This is a genomic window from Candidatus Blochmannia sansabeanus (nom. nud.) (assembly GCF_059935345.1).
In genome coordinates this window covers 226,673-243,566 of the sequence record NZ_CP011795.1, presented here as the reverse complement: position 1 = coordinate 243,566, position 16,894 = coordinate 226,673, and the positions used below count along the sequence as shown (strand labels likewise).

At 28.7% G+C, this 16,894-nt stretch carries 16 protein-coding genes, 4 tRNA genes and 1 pseudogene; 3 read left to right on the top strand and 18 right to left on the bottom strand.

The window, feature by feature from the left end:
- Position 1 precedes the first annotated feature (1 nt).
- The 12 genes from rplV to Bsans602_RS00955 form a co-directional block, all read right to left on the bottom strand.
- Complete coding sequence (gene rplV, locus Bsans602_RS01010) at positions 2-331, bottom strand: 50S ribosomal protein L22 (RefSeq protein ID WP_500837253.1); 330 nt, start codon at positions 329-331, stop codon at positions 2-4.
- A 41-nt stretch (positions 332-372) separates the two neighbouring features.
- The gene (gene rpsS, locus Bsans602_RS01005) at positions 373-660 is read right to left on the bottom strand and encodes a 30S ribosomal protein S19 (protein WP_500837252.1); all 288 of its coding nucleotides are present in this window, start codon (positions 658-660) and stop codon (positions 373-375) included.
- Positions 661-684: 24 nt separating this feature from the next.
- The gene (gene rplB / locus Bsans602_RS01000) at positions 685-1,509 is read right to left on the bottom strand and encodes a 50S ribosomal protein L2 (RefSeq protein ID WP_500837251.1); all 825 of its coding nucleotides are present in this window, start codon (positions 1,507-1,509) and stop codon (positions 685-687) included.
- Positions 1,510-1,532: 23 nt separating this feature from the next.
- Positions 1,533-1,835: a 50S ribosomal protein L23 gene (rplW, locus tag Bsans602_RS00995; RefSeq protein ID WP_500837250.1), complete on the bottom strand. Its 303-nt coding sequence runs from the start codon at positions 1,833-1,835 to the stop codon at positions 1,533-1,535.
- Entirely contained in the window at positions 1,832-2,464 is a 633-nt protein-coding gene (gene rplD, locus Bsans602_RS00990; protein WP_500837249.1) for a 50S ribosomal protein L4, read from the bottom strand. The genes rplW and rplD overlap by 4 nt, the downstream gene beginning before the upstream one ends.
- 13 nt (positions 2,465-2,477) lie before the next feature.
- The gene (rplC, locus tag Bsans602_RS00985) at positions 2,478-3,113 is read right to left on the bottom strand and encodes a 50S ribosomal protein L3 (RefSeq protein ID WP_500837248.1); all 636 of its coding nucleotides are present in this window, start codon (positions 3,111-3,113) and stop codon (positions 2,478-2,480) included.
- A gap of 80 nt (positions 3,114-3,193) precedes the next feature.
- On the bottom strand, positions 3,194-3,505 hold the full coding sequence (rpsJ, locus tag Bsans602_RS00980) for a 30S ribosomal protein S10 (RefSeq protein WP_250232109.1): 312 nt from the start codon (positions 3,503-3,505) through the stop codon (positions 3,194-3,196).
- Positions 3,506-3,805: 300 nt separating this feature from the next.
- Positions 3,806-4,276 (bottom strand): bacterioferritin, encoded by a 471-nt coding sequence (bfr, locus tag Bsans602_RS00975; RefSeq protein ID WP_500837247.1) that lies wholly within the window; start codon positions 4,274-4,276, stop codon positions 3,806-3,808.
- 126 nt (positions 4,277-4,402) lie between these two features.
- Positions 4,403-4,475: transfer RNA gene (locus Bsans602_RS00970), tRNA-Thr, on the bottom strand.
- 24 nt (positions 4,476-4,499) lie between these two features.
- Positions 4,500-4,571, bottom strand: a tRNA-Gly gene (locus Bsans602_RS00965).
- A 35-nt stretch (positions 4,572-4,606) separates the two neighbouring features.
- Positions 4,607-4,688, bottom strand: a tRNA-Tyr gene (locus tag Bsans602_RS00960).
- Positions 4,689-4,701: 13 nt separating this feature from the next.
- Positions 4,702-4,774: transfer RNA gene (locus tag Bsans602_RS00955), tRNA-Thr, on the bottom strand.
- Between the two features lie 277 nt (positions 4,775-5,051).
- Here Bsans602_RS00955 and coaA point away from each other — a divergent pair.
- A complete protein-coding gene (coaA, locus tag Bsans602_RS00950; protein WP_500837246.1) occupies positions 5,052-5,996 on the top strand; it encodes a type I pantothenate kinase in 945 nt (314 codons plus the stop codon).
- Between the two features lie 135 nt (positions 5,997-6,131).
- On the opposite strand, the gene Bsans602_RS00945 is transcribed toward coaA, so the two are convergent.
- The 4 genes and pseudogenes from Bsans602_RS00945 to rluD all read right to left on the bottom strand — a co-directional run bounded on the left by Bsans602_RS00945 (position 6,132) and on the right by rluD (position 12,395).
- Positions 6,132-6,956, bottom strand: a complete 825-nt coding sequence (locus Bsans602_RS00945) for a biotin--[acetyl-CoA-carboxylase] ligase (RefSeq protein WP_500837245.1) — start codon at positions 6,954-6,956, stop codon at positions 6,132-6,134.
- A gap of 150 nt (positions 6,957-7,106) precedes the next feature.
- Positions 7,107-8,141, bottom strand: a complete 1,035-nt coding sequence (murB, locus tag Bsans602_RS00940; protein WP_500837244.1) for a UDP-N-acetylmuramate dehydrogenase — start codon at positions 8,139-8,141, stop codon at positions 7,107-7,109.
- Positions 8,142-8,558: 417 nt separating this feature from the next.
- Positions 8,559-11,132, bottom strand: coding sequence for an ATP-dependent chaperone ClpB (clpB, locus tag Bsans602_RS00935; RefSeq protein ID WP_500837243.1), 2,574 nt, complete (start codon positions 11,130-11,132; stop codon positions 8,559-8,561).
- A 304-nt stretch (positions 11,133-11,436) separates the two neighbouring features.
- Positions 11,437-12,395 (bottom strand): annotated as a pseudogene (rluD, locus tag Bsans602_RS00930) (23S rRNA pseudouridine(1911/1915/1917) synthase RluD).
- A 170-nt stretch (positions 12,396-12,565) separates the two neighbouring features.
- Here rluD and bamD point away from each other — a divergent pair.
- Both bamD and Bsans602_RS00920 read left to right on the top strand, forming a co-directional pair.
- Positions 12,566-13,264 (top strand): outer membrane protein assembly factor BamD, encoded by a 699-nt coding sequence (gene bamD / locus Bsans602_RS00925; protein ID WP_500837242.1) that lies wholly within the window; start codon positions 12,566-12,568, stop codon positions 13,262-13,264.
- Positions 13,265-13,461: 197 nt separating this feature from the next.
- Positions 13,462-14,370, top strand: a complete 909-nt coding sequence (locus Bsans602_RS00920; protein ID WP_500837241.1) for a prephenate dehydratase domain-containing protein — start codon at positions 13,462-13,464, stop codon at positions 14,368-14,370.
- A 282-nt stretch (positions 14,371-14,652) separates the two neighbouring features.
- On the opposite strand, the gene tyrA is transcribed toward Bsans602_RS00920, so the two are convergent.
- On the bottom strand, positions 14,653-15,774 hold the full coding sequence (gene tyrA, locus Bsans602_RS00915; RefSeq protein WP_500837240.1) for a bifunctional chorismate mutase/prephenate dehydrogenase: 1,122 nt from the start codon (positions 15,772-15,774) through the stop codon (positions 14,653-14,655).
- Positions 15,771-16,865 (bottom strand): 3-deoxy-7-phosphoheptulonate synthase, encoded by a 1,095-nt coding sequence (locus tag Bsans602_RS00910; RefSeq protein ID WP_500837378.1) that lies wholly within the window; start codon positions 16,863-16,865, stop codon positions 15,771-15,773. Before Bsans602_RS00910 ends, tyrA begins: the two co-directional genes overlap by 4 nt.
- Positions 16,866-16,894 lie beyond the last annotated feature (29 nt).

Genomic DNA, 16,894 nt, shown 5'->3' with positions numbered 1-16,894 from the left:
TTTAATTAGATACCATTATGGTAAGGTGACTTGTTCGTTTCATAATTTTGTCTGATCGTCCTTTAGCTCGTGGCATGATTCTTTTAATAGTAGGCCCATTATCAACAAAAATTTTAATAATTTTTAAATTATTAAAATTTAACCCATCATTATGTTCTGCGTTAGCGATAGCAGATTCTAAAGTCTTTTTGACTAATTTTGCAGATTTCTTATTGGTATATTCTAAAATATCAAGTGCCTGAGATACTTTTTTCCCTCGAATCATATTAATTATTATGCGAAGTTTTTGGGCAGAAGAACGAATATAACGGTACCTAGCAATTGTTTGCATACCAAATTATTCCCTATAGTAAATCTATTTTAATGTTATAATTATTTTTTAACAATGGTTTTTGTTTTTTTATCCACTGAATGGCCACGATATGTACGAGTGGGGGCAAACTCGCCTAATTTATGCCCAACCATTTCATCTAAAATGAATATAGGTATATGTTTATGTCCATTATGTATTGATATAGTTAACCCAATCATTCTTGGAAATATTGTTGATCGTCGCGACCAGGTCTTAATAGGTCTTTTATCACCTATTTCTATTGCTTTTTCTACTTTTTTCAGAAGATGCAGATCTATAAACGGACCTTTTTTAATAGAACGAGGCATTAATTTTTCCTAAATCTCTAAATTTTATTGTTTTCGATGAGATAATATAAATCTATTAGTACGTTTATTATTACGTGTTTTTTTTCCTTTGGTTTGCGTTCCCCAAGGAGACACGGGGTGTTTCCCGAAATTTTTACCTTCCCCCCCTCCATGAGGGTGATCAATTGGATTCATGGCCGTGCCACGTACGGTAGGACGAGTGCCACGCCATCTATTTGCTCCAGCTTTACCTAACATGCGTAGCATATGTTCAGAGTTACCAACTTCTCCTATAGTTGCTCGGCATTCACAGCGAATTTTACGTATTTCGCCGGATCGTAGTCTAAGAATCATGTATTCTCCATCGCGGGCTACAATTTGTATATAGGATCCTGCAGAACGTGCCAATTGCCCGCCTTTTCCTATTTTCATTTCTACATTATGAATGGAAGATCCAATTGGGATATTACTCATGGGTAAGGAATTTCCTGGTTTTATTGGAACATGTAGTCCAGAGATAATCTCATCTCCTATTTTTATATTTTTTGGCGCCAAAATATAACGACGTTCTCCATCTTTATACAAAATCAATGCTATATTTGCTGAACGATTTGGATCGTATTCTAAGTTTTTTATTATGGCTGGAATTCCATCTTTATTACGTTTAAAATCAATTATTCGGTAACGTTTTTTATGTCCCCCTCCGATATGGCGTACAGTAATACGACCATAATTGTTACGCCCACCTGATTTATGAATGCTATTAGATAATAGTGAAGAACAAGGACTGCCTTTATATAAATCAAGATTAACTAATTTGTTAACATGTCTTCTACCTGGAGAAGTTGGATTGCATTTGATAATAGGCATGTCTTTTAATTTTCCATGTTTATCTATTCGATTGCATTAATAAAATCTATTTTTTGATCTTTTTTTAAAACAACATATGCTTTTTTCCAATTACTACGACGACCGAGGTTATTGGCTGTGCCTTTAGATTTTCCTGCGATAACTACAGTATTTATATTATTTATTTTTATTGAAAATAGCATATTCATAGCATTTTTAATGTCCGTTTTAGTTGCATATCTTGCTACTTTAAAAACAAAAATATTATATTTTTCTGATGTCATGGATGTTTTTTCAGAAACGTGTGTAGATCTTAATATTTTTAATAAACGCTCTTGATAAATCATATTAACTGCTGCTCAATTTTTCTTATAGTAGTATCAGTAATTAAAGTGGTATTAAAATTTATTAAACTCACTGGATCCATATGTGTTGCAGTACGTATTTCTATTTTGTAAATATTACGTGATGCTAAGAGTAAATTTTTATCTAAAAAATCAGTAAAAATTAATATACTTTTTTTTGATGTTATTTTTTGCAATTTTTCTAATAGCAATTTAGTCTTCGGTTGTTCTATAAATAAATTTCTTATTAAGAACAAACGATCATCATGAACTAATTTAGATAAAATACTTTTTATAGCTCCCCGATACATTTTTTTATTTATTTTTTGGTTGTACAATTTAGGTTTAGCTGCAAAAGTTACTCCTCCAGAACGCCAAATGGGGCTTTTTATTGATCCAGCACGAGCTCTTCCGGTTCCTTTTTGACGCCAAGGTTTTTTATTAGAACCAGAAACTTCTGATCTCCCTTTTTGAGATCTTGTGCCTTGACGAGAATTAATTAAATAAGCAGAAATAACTTGATGTATTAATTCTGGATTAAAAGGGCATCCAAAAATTTCATCAGATACAGAAAATTTAGTTGCATCTGATATATTTATATCAGTTGTAAAGTCTTTAATTTTTAATTCCATTTACATTTTCTCTTTAATATTGTACTTTAATGGATTTTTTAATAGCTAAATTACCACCAATTATTCCTGGAACAGCACCTTTAACTAGTAATAAATTTTGTTTCACATCAACATTTATAATATCCAGATTTTGTATTGTAACTCTGTAGTTTCCTAACTGTCCTGCCATTTTTTTACCTTTGAATACTTTACCAGGAGTTTGATTCTGTCCAATGGACCCAGGAGCTCTGTGTGACAAAGAGTTTCCATGACTTGCATCTTGCATATGAAAATTCCAGCGTTTTATTGTGCCTGAAAATCCTTTTCCTTTGGAAATTCCTGTGATATCGACTTTTTTAACATCTATAAAAATTTGTATAGTAATGATATCTCCTACTGATATTTCTTCTTCGTTCTTGCAACGAAATTCCCACAAACCACGACCAGGATCAATTCCTGATTTTAGCATATGTCCCATTTCTGGCTTATTAACATATTTAATTGTTTTAATGCCAGTAGTTACTTGTACTGCGAAATATCCATCTTTTTTTATATTTTTTATTTGTGTTACACGATTAGGTGTTATTTCAATCATGGTGACAGGAATAGATACGCCATCTTTATTAAATAGTCGAGTCATACCCAATTTCTTACCAATTAAACCTTTCATTATTCCGGATATAACCTCTTTTTATTTTAAAATAAAATTTTCATTTATTTTGTGTATACGAAGCCATACAATTTACTATTTTATCCAAGACTAATTTGTACGTCTACTCCTGCTGCTAAATCCAGACGCATTAGAGCATCTACTGTTTTATCAGTAGGCTCAACAATATCTATTAAACGCTTGTGAGTTCGTATTTCATATTGGTCTCTTGCATCTTTATTAACATGTGGAGAAATTAAAACAGTGAATCTTTCTTTTTTAGTAGGTAATGGAATAGGTCCATGTACTTGGGCTCCAGTACGTTTGGCAGTTTCCACGATTTCTACAGTTGATCTATCTATTAATCGGTGATCAAATGCTTTTAAGCGAATTCGTATCCTTTGATTCTGCATATTTAAATATATAGCTCCAAAAATGAATTATTTGTGAATAAATTTGTATATATACTGTTGATACTTTGCAGTCTCCTAGTTTAGAGCTGAAGTTAAAATATTTTCTGTTCCACTACGTTTAATGCGTAAAATAGTATTTTATATTTAGTGTAATACAGTAATTAGTTATACTCTATTTTTACAAAAGAAGCGCCACGTAAACTTAGTGTACCAGTAACCACATAAAAAACAAGATCAATTTGGAATAAAAATTTTTAACGTATTTTTGATAATTTTTAGTAATTTTAATAATATAAAAAATCATTTGCGTAATTGGGATTGTATATAATTATGCATACCAATTTTTGTTATAAGATTTAATTCTGTTTCTAAAAAATCAATATGTTTTTCTTCATCATTAAGAATTTTTATCATTATATCTTTAGATATGTAATCTTGTATTGAATCAGCATATTTGATACTTTTACGTAAATTGTCAACACTATGATATTCTAGGTTAAGATCAGCATGCAAAATATCTTCAATATTTTTGTTAATCTTTAAAGAATCAATTTTTTTTAAGGTAGGCGTATTTTCTAAGAATAAAATACGCTCTGTATAAAGGTCTGCATGATCTAATTCATCCATACATTCTTGATATTCTATATCATGAAGACGTTTTAATCTCCAATTCTTAAAGATTTTAGAATGTAAAAAATATTGGTTTACGGCTATTAATTCATCGCTTAGTAAATTATTAAGGTGAATAATAAGACGATCATCTCCTTTCATAAAAGCTCCTAAATGGCAGTGTTAGTATTGTATATATATAATTTATAATTAAAAATTATTTATTATATTCAGATCATCTTTTTATTATAAAATTGTTAATTTCTTTATGGAAAAGACACATGTCAATGCTGATAAGCAGATTCGAACTGCTGGCCTCACCCTTACCAAGGGTGTGCTCTGCCAACTGAGCTATATCAGCATAATACTACCACACTTTATATAAAGTGGACAGTGGGAATTGAACCCACATCATCAACTTGGAAGGTTGAGGTAATAACCATTATACAATGCCCACTATATAACAATAAATAATAATAAAATTAACATATATGATGGGGGAAGGATTTGAACCTTCGAAGTCTACGACGGCAGATTTACAGTCTGCTCCCTTTAGCCACTCGGGAACCCCATCATAATCTTGCAGATGCCGGCAAAAGGATTCGAACCTTTGATCTACTGATTACAAATCAGTTGCTCTTCCTATTGAGCTACACCGGCATCATGTTAATTATTATTTAACAAAACGAGCACTATTCTATTTTGATGAATACATACTAAAACTTTTATTGTACTATAATATTTAATGTAATTAAAGTACTCAAAATATTTTAAAAAATAGAGTTTTATTTTATAAACATAAATTATTTTCACGTTTTATAACACTTCAATTATAATATGTAATTATAATTAAATCTTCTATTCTGATCAAGGATTAAAATAGAAGATTTAATTATATAAAGTACCTATCTACATATTTTGTAATAATAGAAACAATATGTTACATGCTTCCTATATACCATTTTTAACTTTTAATCGTAAAGAATGGGCATCTTTTTTAGATAATACCAATGGTGTATTATCTCGAAAAGAAATTCTAAATTTACGAAATATAAATGATAATATTTCTATAAACGAAGTAGTAGAAATTTATTTACCATTATCTAGATTGCTTAATTTATATATTCATTCAAATATAAGACGACAAAATGTTTTAGGGCAATTTTTGAACACTCAGGAACAACGTATACCATATATTATTGGTATTGCTGGCAGTGTTGCTGCTGGAAAAAGTACTACAGCTAGAATATTAAAAGCGCTACTTAGTAGATGGCCTGAACATCGTATTGTAGAATTGGTGACAACTGATGGATTTTTATATTCTAATAAAATATTAAAAAAACGACATTTAATAAAAAAAAAGGGTTTTCCACAATCTTATGATATTGCTAGCTTGGTAAATTTTATTTCAAAAATTAAATCTGGAGAAGTACGATCAATGACGATTCCTGTATATTCTCATATAAAATGTGACATTATTCCTAATGTTCAACAGATAATTTATAAGCCAGATATTCTTATTTTAGAAGGATTAAATGTTTTACAAACCAACTACGATTATAATTATAATTTACCTTGTGTTTTTGTATCTGATTTTATTGATTTTTCTATTTATATCGATGCTCCAGAATATTTACTACAAAAATGGTATATTGATAGATTTTTACAATTTTATCGTACTACTTTTTCTCATTCTAATTCTTATTTTTATCGTTATACTCAATTATCTAAAAAAAAAGTTATTTCTATAGCGTTGAAGATATGGGCTAAAATAAATGGACTTAATTTAAAAAAAAATATTTTACCTACTCGTGAACGAGCAAATGTAATTTTGAAAAAAGGCATTAATCATACAGTAGATAATATTCAGTTGAGAAAATAATAGTGATTAAAGAAATAATAATTTTTTATTTTTTTGTAATTTTTATTAATAAAAATAGTTTTTACGAAAAAATTAATATGTATGATTTTATCATGTGTCCCATTCTAGTAGGAAACTTTTAATAAAATTTGGATTTTAGGATAGATAAACAGAAATATTATTTCCTGAATAATGCTTTATTAAATCTGATTGATTTACTATTAATGCTCCATGCATGTTTATTCCAAGAGCTGTGCCGTATATTATACGATCGTCAATTAACAATGTTACTGGTTTGTTATATAAATAATCAAAAATTTTCCAGTAGGCAATAAACGGGTTAAATCCAAAACGCATAAAATCTTTTAATTTCTTATGTAATGTGTTAATAAGAGTTGCTACTAAAATATTTCGATCAGGCATTATTCCAATATCTTTTAGAGCAATCCAATCCTTACCAATTTTATTATTTAATATTATACTTGTACGTATAGATAAATTAATACCAATACCTATAATTATATGAGTGATGTTATCAGTACGTGTTATAATTTCAATTAATATCCCTGCTAATTTTTTTCCGTAGATATATAAATCATTAGGCCATTTAATTTTAATTTGAGATGCGCCTAAATTCTTTAATATTCTTGCTACAACGATACTGATCATTATACTGAGTTCAGTAATTTCTAGGGGGATTTTATTTAATGCCCAATAAATGGATAAGCAAATATTTTCTCCAAAGGGAGCAACCCAAATTTTTCCTCTCCTTCCTCTTCCTTGTGTTTGGTATTCCGCAACACAAGCATCACCGGATCTTATATATGGAATATTATCTATTATATATTGGTTTGTTGAATGCACTTCGTTTAACACGATTACTTTACCTTCAAGTAATCGTGTTAAAATCTTAAGTTCATTTAATAAAGGAGAATATGTGAATAAACTATTGTTGTCGTTAGGTATTAACAAAATTTTCAAACTTTCAAAAAATAAAATTGACGTTTATATTTTAATATTTATTTAATTTTTAGTAATTAAAGATCAATTGATAAATTGTATATATGATAAAAATTATAAAAACATATATAATCTTAAGTTTTTAATGAACATAAACATGTTCACCACTTATTATATAAACAATTTTTTTGGATTTATCTCTCCATACTTTCCAATTAATCTAACTTCAGGTTGCAGATAAATATGAAATTTATCTGCAACCTGATTATATATAAAAAGAGCTAATGCTGCAATTTCGGTTCCAGTGGCTATTTTTCTACGATTAATTAATACTAATGATTGTTTAGAATATATTGCTGCTTCTCCAAACACGCAACCTTTTAATTGGCAATGTTCTATTAACCATCCTGCTGATAATTTTATTTTTCCATCTTTTTGAGAATAATGAGGCATATTTGGATAAATTTTAAATAAACAACGTGCTACGCTAACATCCACTATTGGATTTTTAAAAAAACTACCAGCATTTCCTACTACAATAGGATCTGGTAATTTTTTTTGTCTAATTATATTAATAAAATTAAAAACTTGACGCGGCGTGACACAATCTTTATTTAAATGAATTAATTCATGATAATCTAGTACTGGTTTCCATTTTTTATTTAACTTTAGCCCAACAGACACGATAGCGTATTTTTTTAAACGGTTTCTAAAAATACTATCTCTATATCGAAAATTACATTCGGAATGAGAGAAACGAATTTTCTTTTCGTTATGTAAATCTATAACATCTACATATTCACATATTTGAGATAACTCAACACCATAAGCTCCGATATTTTGAATTGGGGCAGCTCCTACGTATCCTGGAATGTAAGCTAAATTTTCTAAACCTGGTATATTTTTATTCATAGTATAAGTTACTAATTCATGCCATTTTTCTCCAGATCCAACGTGCAGTTTCCACGCCACTTTATTTTCGGTAATGACAATACCTTTTATCCTATTTAATAATATTGTTCCAATATAGTTTTCTAGAAATAAGATATTACTACCACCTCCTAGAATAAGAACAGGATTTCCTTTATTATAAGCTTTTTTCCAAAACCTTAGTAAATCATATTCATTATTCACAGTTACTACATGTTTAGCAAATACCCCAATTGAAAAAGTATTTAATGATTTTAATTGAATGCAGTGATTCATATATTTGTTTTTAACAAAATATAAGATATATACTTATATTATGAATATAAAAAATTTTTAATAAATAACTTTATATAAAGTTCATTGCACTTAGAAATCATATATTCTGATATATATATATATATATATATTTATTTTTATCGAACGTTATAGAATATTAATTCTAATATTTTTGAAACTATAAAGATAATTTAGTATATTTTTGATGTAAAAGATACAATATAGTTATACTATATGACATGATATATAAATTAATATGATAATTTTTGTACGTGTAATTAATTGGCTACATCAAATAATAACTAAGTACTAATGAATCAAATTAAACTTAAATTTACACCAAGATAATTAAATTTTTTAATAATTTCTTCCAACAATACCTGGGTAGGTAATTGTATGTTTTAAATTAATTATCAATTACTGCAGAAAAACAATTGCATTTTTTATAACATCTAAGGTAATATTCTTACCTGGTAGTAATTCTCCAGATAAAATTTTTTTAGATAATTCATTTTCAATATGTTGTTGTATAGCGCGTTTTAATGGGCGAGCACCGTATAATGGATCAAATCCAACTTTTGATAAAAATACTAAAACTTTATTGGTGATATTAGTATTAGGATATCCTCTTTCTTCTAAACGATTACATAGATGTTGTAACTGAATATTAGCAATTTTGATCAAATGTTCAGCGCTCAGTGGATGAAATACCACAATTTCATCTATTCTATTTATAAATTCTGGTCTAAAATTTCGATTAACTATATCTAATACTGTAGTTTTTACTTCTTGATAATTTATGATTCCGAATTTTTTTTGAATTAAATCTGATCCTAAATTAGATGTCATAATAATCACAGTATTACTAAAATTTACTGTTCGTCCATGTCCATCTGTTAATCGTCCATCATCTAATACTTGTAGCAATATATTGAAAATTTCTATATGTGCTTTTTCTATTTCGTCTAATAAAATAATAGAATATGGGCGACGTCGTATTGCTTCAGTCAAATATCCCCCTGATTCATACCCAACATAACCAGGAGGAGCTCCCAACAACCTTGATACAGAATGTTTTTCCATAAATTCAGACATATCAATACGAACTATTGCATGATTAGTATCAAAAAGAAATATAGACAATGCTTTACATAATTCAGTTTTACCTACTCCAGTCGGTCCCAAAAACATAAATGAACCGATCGGACGTTTAAGATCAGATAATCCAGAACGATTTCTACGAATAGCATTAGATACTGCTTGTATTGCTTCATGTTGTCCAATAACTAATTGATGTAGAGCATGTTCCATATGTAATAATTTGTCTTTTTCGCTAGCTAACATCCGAGAAACGGGAATTCCAGTCCATCGAGATAGAACTTCAGCAATTTCTACATCAGTAACACAATTTCGTAGAAAACGTATTTTTTTATTATATCGTAACGCTGTTGATAATTTTTTTTCTAATTCAGGCACGGTACCATACTGCAGTTCAGACATACGAGCTAAATCACCAATACGACGTGCTTTATCAATTGCAATTTTAGCTTGTTCTAAATCAGATTTAATGTTTTGAGCGTTAGATAAGTAAATCTTTTCATTTTTCCACTCTTTTTCAAGGGCAACGCAATCTTGTTCTTTTTGCATTAATTCAGCGGTTAATACTTCTAACCGTTTCATACTAGCGTTATCTGATTCTTTTTTTAATGCTTGTTGTTCTAATCTTAACTGCATGATACGTCGTTCTAATCTATCTAATTCTTCTGGTTTAGAATCTATTTGTATGCGAATGCTAGAAGCAGCTTCGTCAATCAGATCAATAGCTTTATCCGGCAGTTGGCGATCAGAAATATATCGATATGATAAAGTTGCGGCAGCTACTATTGCTGGATCAGTAATATGAACATTATGATGTAATTCGTACCGTTCTTTTAATCCACGAAGAATAGCTACAGTATCTTCAACGCTAGGCTCAGCAACAAATATTTTTTGGAAACGTCTTTCTAAAGCTGCATCTTGTTCAATATATTTATTATATTCGTCAAGTGTAGTTGCTCCCACACAATGTAATTCACCTCTAGCTAATCTTGGTTTAAGCATATTACTCGCATCCATTGCTCCATCGGTTTTACCGGCTCCAACCATAATATGCAGTTCATCAATAAATAAAATAATACTGCCTTCTTTTTTAGATATATCATTTAACACGTTTTTTAAACGTTCTTCAAATTCTCCTCTATATTTTGATCCTGCTAATAACGCCCCCATATCTAACGCCAATATGCGACTATTTTTTAATCCTTCTGGCACTTCACCATTGATAATGCGTTGTGCTAATCCTTCTACAATAGCAGTTTTTCCTACTCCGGGTTTGCCAATTAAAACAGGATTGTTTTTAGTACGTCTCTGTAACACTTGAATAGTACGACGAATTTCTTCATCTCGACCAATAACAGGATCAAGACTATTTTTTTCTGCAAATTTTGTTATATCTACAGTAAATTTTTGTAATGCTTGACGTTGAGATTCTGATTTTTGATTATTAACTAAGTAATTATTACGTATATAATTTATTGATTTTTTTATGTTTTCTAGAATCACTCCAGATTTTTTTAATAAATCATTTAATATTCCATCAGACTCAATAACCGCTAAAATAAACATTTCTGATGCAATGAAAGTATCATTGTATTTTTGTGATAATTTATCACATATATTTAATATCTTAATTAGATCACGTGAACATTGAATATCTCCTCCAATACCTTCTACTTTTGGTAGGCAATTGCATGCTTGTTCAACTGACTTAGTTAACTGAGAAAGATTAGACCCAGCGCGTACTAATAGTTGATATACTGATCCGCTTTCTTGTTTTAAAAAAGCAAGCATCACATGCATAGGTTCAACAAATTGATTATCTTTTTTAAGCGCTATAGATTGAGCATCAGAAAGCGCTAATTGAAAATGATAAGTAAAATGATCTAATCGCATAATGTCTATCGTCTTCTTATAACAAAATACAACGCCAAATCATATTCATTTAGCTAGTATCAATCATAGTAATGTGGAGATTAAATACTTAAAATTCAAGCATATAAATCGCTAAACATGAAATACATGTTGCACATACTCAAGTATGTATATGTAATTTATTATATGTATGAGATGTAATTATAATTAATTTAACGTAATTATTTTTATATGATACCATCTGAATAGTCAGATTAAGATTTATAATAAACAGGATATCCGAACAAAGTCTTTTTGCAAATAAATGGTATCGTTTCACATATTCTTATGTTTTTCGTAATATATCTATTAGATCTATCATGTCTTGAGGCAAAGGTATAATCCATTTCATTTTAATTTTAGTAACAGGATGATACAATTGTAGCATGGTTGCATGCAATGCTTGTCGATTAAAAATACGCAGATAGTCATTGAGTTCATTGGATACACCTTTAACAGAATAAGTTAATTTTCCATATTTCTGATCTCCTAATAATGGGTGATTAATATGAGCCATATGTACGCGAATTTGGTGAGTCCTTCCGGTTTCAAGACGTACTCGAATCCTAGTATGCATATTAAATGTTTCTATAGTATAGTAATGTGTAATAGCTGATTTTCCCATAGGACTCACTGCCATGCGAGTACGATGAATAGTATGCCTTCTAATTGGTTCGTTTATAATTCCTTCATTATGTATAAATCTTCCAAAAACTATGGCTTCATATTCTCTAGTAATTTTTTTTTTTTAAATAGTTGTAATAAGTGATGATATGAAATAACATTTTTAGCTATAACCATTAAACCAGTAGTATCTTTATCTAAACGCTGAACAATGCCTGTTCTAAGAACTTTGATAATAGATGGATATTTATATAATAAAGCATTTGATATGGTACCTGAATAATTACCAGCTCCTGGGTGAACTACCATATTTTTTGATTTATTTATTACCACAATATCATTATCTTCGTATACAATCTCAAGAGGGATATTTTGAGGAGCTATGCTACTATTCTTAATATGAAGAATATTTTTTATTTCAATTAATTCACCGCCCATCATTTTTTTTTTAGGTATAATAATTGTTTGCTTATTAACATTTACTTTTTTAGAAAGAATCCAACATTTTATTTGAGAACGTGAATGATTTGATAATAATTCAGACAGAACACAATCTAATCGTTTCCCAGATTGAGATTTCTGTACAACTATAGGTTCTATAGCATAGTATTCAGATATCATTGTATTAACATATGGTTGAATAATTAAATTTCATTAAATTATTATATGATTTTTCGTTAAAAATGAATTCATTATATATGATTTATTAATATCTACATACAACATGGAGTATTAATAAAATTTTTATGAAATATGTACAGATTTATACATTGATTATGATCATTGTCAATATGATTATAACTTCCTATGCCACTGCATCTGATCGAACTATAAATTGTTCTGCTTATAATCTTTATAAACTTGCTCAAAATAAATTATATAACGCTGATTATAAAGGAGCGGTTCAAGATTTAGTAAATTTACAAAATTTACAATTATTTGATCCTTGTCCACAACAAATCTATTTAGATTTAATTTATGCTTATTATAAATTAAATGATTTCAAATTGGCAAATAATTATATAAAACGTTTTTTCAAATTATACCCTAATCATAAATATTTTGATTATGTATTATATATGCACGGCGTAGTCAATATGTGTTTAGATGAAGACAATAAAACATTAATAAAGTATCTAAATATAAATTGGTTTGATCGCAATCCGAAGTATGCGCGTACAGCATTCCATAGTTTTGTAACACTTATTCATAAATATCCGAATAGTCAATATTTTTCAGATACCTACAGACGCTTAATTTTTTTAAAAAATAGAATAGCTGAATATGAACTTGCTATTATAAAATTTTATGCTAAAAAAAATGCTTATATATCAGTGATAGTTCGTGCAGAAAAAATGTTATATTTTTTCCCAGATACTCAAGCTACTCATAAAGCATTATATTATATGCAACAAGCTTATCAAAAAATATGTTTGCCAGATCAAGCTGACAAAGTAGGAAAAATTATTGCTGCTAATCCAATATATTGATTCAACATGGTTTTTAATAATACTTATTATATTTTATATATATAGAATGAAACAAATATTTAAAATATTTATTAATATAAAGTATGTATAATATTTACAATTTAAGTGTTAATTTTTAACATATCGTTATGGTAATTGCAATTATTGTGCAGATACTATCTGTAAACATTAAAATATTACAGTAAATGAGTATTATTATGATTTACCAATCTATAGCGCATATAGCATTTTTAGGTCCTAAGGGTTCTTATTCGCATATTGCTGCTATGCAATATGCGAATTGTCATTTTGAGCAAGTGATAGAATGTAGTTGCCAAAGATTTAATGATATTTTTACTTTAGTAGAATGTCGTCATGTGGAATATGGCGTAGTTCCTATTGAGAATTCTAATTCTGGCTTAATTAACGAAGTATGTGATTTATTACTTAACACCCGATTATTATTAGTAGATGAAATTACTATTCCTATCAACCATTGTATATTAGTTAATAGTAATACTGACATAAATCAAATTCAGATTATATATAGTCATCCACAACCTGTTCAACAATGTAGTCAATTTTTAAAACATTTTTCGAAATGGAAAATTGTATTCTGTGAAAGCAGCTCAGCGGCTATGGAAACAGTAGCTAAATTAAATCAATCTAATTTAGCGGCTTTAGGAAGTATACAAGGAGGCTCGGTTTATGGATTACATTCATTGTTGAAATATAATTTATCTAATTATTATAAAAATACAACTAGATTTATTATCTTAAAAAATACATACATTGAAGCTATCAATAATTCTACAGCCATAAAAACTATGATTATTATCTCTATTAGTCAGCAATCAGAAAAATTATGTGAAATATTAAAAATATTACAATTTTATAATATTAAAACAACTCATTTAAAACCACGGTTTTTATCATATAGTAAATCAGACAACATAATTATTATTGAAATGATGGCGCATATAAATGATATATATACACAACAAGTTTTAATTGAATTACAGAAAATTTCATCTTCATTAAAAATATTAGGTTGTTATCAATGTACGTCAACTGCTAGTATAAGTCGGAACTACAATAAAAATAAATTTGTATACTATATTAAATAGTATATTTATGTATAACGAGTATTTTTGAAGGATGATACTAATATGTTTTTCATATAAGACTGACCACATGCAGTTATAAATGAGAAATAGTTATATATCTATTCTTGAGAAACGTAGCTGTCGAATATAAGAATATGTATATTCTTATATTCGAAATAATATCTTAAATTTTAAATAATTAATTTTATATGGCAGACTTTTTTAATCTAGATAAATATGATTTTAATAAAAATAATTATAAAAATTAGTTAGTGTCATTTAAATTATTATTAAATTTATATATTATTTTTTCATGTGATTCATTTGACGTAATATTTTACGACTTTCTGTAAGAAATAGATCAGTATATATACCCAGCCAATTTTGAATGCTTTTAAATTGATCAATGAATTCTTGTTTTTTATTTTGTTCTAATAATGTTAGCATTCTACCGAGTCTTTTATAATAACGTTTGATTAATATTAGATTATTTTCTGAGGTCATTATGATATCTGCATATAATTGTGGATCTTGAGCAAATAACCGTCCTATTGTTATTAACTTTAATCGGAATATTGGAGAAGAAAGAGATAATATTTTTTTTAAATTAATGTTTTCTTTTAATAAATAATATCCTGCTATAAAAGTAATAAAATGAAATAATCCTTGTGTTAAACTCATATACTGATCATGTTCTGTTATATTGCAAAAATATAATTTTGCACCCCATAATTGTATTTGTTCCAATAACCATTGATACGCTTCTGGATAACGTCCTTCACAACAAATGACTACTTGTTTCACCATGCTTCCGTGATCTGGATTAAACATAGGATGTAGTCCTACAACTGGTCCGCTATGTGTAGACAATATAGCATTTAAAGATATTTTTTTTATAGATGATAAATCTACTATAATACAGTTATGAGATAGATATGGTAATTTACAAATAACATTAGTAACCAAATGAATAGGAACACTGATTATTACCATTCCAGCATCTGTTAGAATCGATTCTGCATGAGTCCAATCGTTTTTATCTAAAATTCGTACTTCATATCCTGATAAAGTTAGCATTTTATAAAAAAACTGTCCCATTTTCCCATTCCCTCCAATTATAACAATTGGCCCTAAATTCGGACATAATGTTTTAAATCCTTTTTCATTTTCATTGCAATAAGATTCACTTATGACGCGGCGTAATATGTCTTCTATTAAATCTGGGGAAATACCTAATTTTATTGCTTCTTTCCTTCGACAGGTTACTATTATTTCTTCTCTATCTTGTGCATAAATAAATAATCCATAACGACTTTTTATCTCTCCTATTTCGGAGACTAAAGAAAGTCGTTTAGATAACAACTTTAATAAATCTTGATCTATTTTATCAATTTTTTTTCGTAAAATATTCAGTTCCTTTATCATGCCGTTTCGGCTCCTGATATACGCTGTATAAGAAATGGTTTTAATTCTTTATATAAATTATATAATAAGTGTTGAGTTGTTTCCCAATCTATACAAGCGTCAGTGACTGATACCCCGTACTGTACTGTAGAAGATGAAGACGAGAAATTTATAGATTGATTCCCGGAGTGAATATAACTTTCGATCATTAAACCGATAATAGAACGGTTTCCATATTTAATTTGATCTGAAATAGATTGTGCTACATTAACCTGACGACGATAATCTTTATTAGAATTGCCATGACTGCAATCTATCATTAATGCCAATGGTAATCCTTCTGCTTCTATTATTTTTTTTTCACAGCAGATAACATCTGCTGGATAGTAATTAGGGTTTTTGCCTCCGCGCAAAATTATATGAGCATTAGGATTGCCTTTTGTATGTAGCAAACATACTTGCCCGAATTGATCAATACTAATATAGCGATGAGGCATCATTGCAGCACGCATTGCATTGATTGCATTAGAAAAATTACCGTTAGTACTATTTTTAAATCCTATAGGCGTATGTAATCCAGAAGCTATTTCTCGATGTATTTGAGATTCTGCGGTACGCGCTCCAATAGATGACCAACTGAAGAGTTCCCCAATGTATTGGGGAATATTTGGGTTTAATACTTCGGTAGCAAGTGGTAATCCAATTTTTATTAATTGTACCAGCAAATTTCGAGCTGTTTTTAATCCTAATTCAATATCATTAGAACCATTCATATACGGATCATTAATTAGCCCTTTCCAACCGATATGAGTACGAGGTTTTTCTAAATATACTCGCATAACAATATATAGTTGATCCTGTAAATCCATTGATAAGGTTTTTAGTTTATTGGCATAATCGAAAGTAGCATTAACATCGTGGATAGAGCAAGGACCACATACTACTAAAAAACGTGGATCACGTTTATGAATAATATTTATAATTACATCTTGAGAATCAACAATGGTTTGTTGCTCTACATGTGTTATAGGAAATTGATTTTTTAATTGCTTAGGAGTAATGATTGGGTACGTGTCGCAAGTATAGACACTATTACGCTCGTTGTTCTGCATATTATTAACCTTAATATAATAAGATGTCA

Bases quoted from the DNA above. Each gene is read 5' to 3' on its own strand.
- rplW (WP_500837250.1), bottom strand. From the start codon at position 1,835: ATGATTTATCAAGAGCGTTTATTAAAAATATTAAGATCTACACACGTT.
- rpsS (WP_500837252.1), bottom strand. From the start codon at position 660: ATGCCTCGTTCTATTAAAAAAGGTCCGTTTATAGATCTGCATCTTCTG.
- bfr (WP_500837247.1), bottom strand. From the start codon at position 4,276: ATGAAAGGAGATGATCGTCTTATTATTCACCTTAATAATTTACTAAGC.
- bamD (WP_500837242.1), top strand. From the start codon at position 12,566: ATGATTATAACTTCCTATGCCACTGCATCTGATCGAACTATAAATTGT.
- Bsans602_RS00920 (WP_500837241.1), top strand. From the start codon at position 13,462: ATGATTTACCAATCTATAGCGCATATAGCATTTTTAGGTCCTAAGGGT.
- tyrA (WP_500837240.1), bottom strand. From the start codon at position 15,774: ATGATAAAGGAACTGAATATTTTACGAAAAAAAATTGATAAAATAGAT.
- Bsans602_RS00910 (WP_500837378.1), bottom strand. From the start codon at position 16,865: ATGCAGAACAACGAGCGTAATAGTGTCTATACTTGCGACACGTACCCA.
- coaA (WP_500837246.1), top strand. From the start codon at position 5,052: ATGTTACATGCTTCCTATATACCATTTTTAACTTTTAATCGTAAAGAA.
- clpB (WP_500837243.1), bottom strand. From the start codon at position 11,132: ATGCGATTAGATCATTTTACTTATCATTTTCAATTAGCGCTTTCTGAT.
- murB (WP_500837244.1), bottom strand. From the start codon at position 8,141: ATGAATCACTGCATTCAATTAAAATCATTAAATACTTTTTCAATTGGG.
- rplC (WP_500837248.1), bottom strand. From the start codon at position 3,113: ATGAAAGGTTTAATTGGTAAGAAATTGGGTATGACTCGACTATTTAAT.
- rplD (WP_500837249.1), bottom strand. From the start codon at position 2,464: ATGGAATTAAAAATTAAAGACTTTACAACTGATATAAATATATCAGAT.
- rpsJ (WP_250232109.1), bottom strand. From the start codon at position 3,505: ATGCAGAATCAAAGGATACGAATTCGCTTAAAAGCATTTGATCACCGA.
- rplB (WP_500837251.1), bottom strand. From the start codon at position 1,509: ATGCCTATTATCAAATGCAATCCAACTTCTCCAGGTAGAAGACATGTT.
- rplV (WP_500837253.1), bottom strand. From the start codon at position 331: ATGCAAACAATTGCTAGGTACCGTTATATTCGTTCTTCTGCCCAAAAA.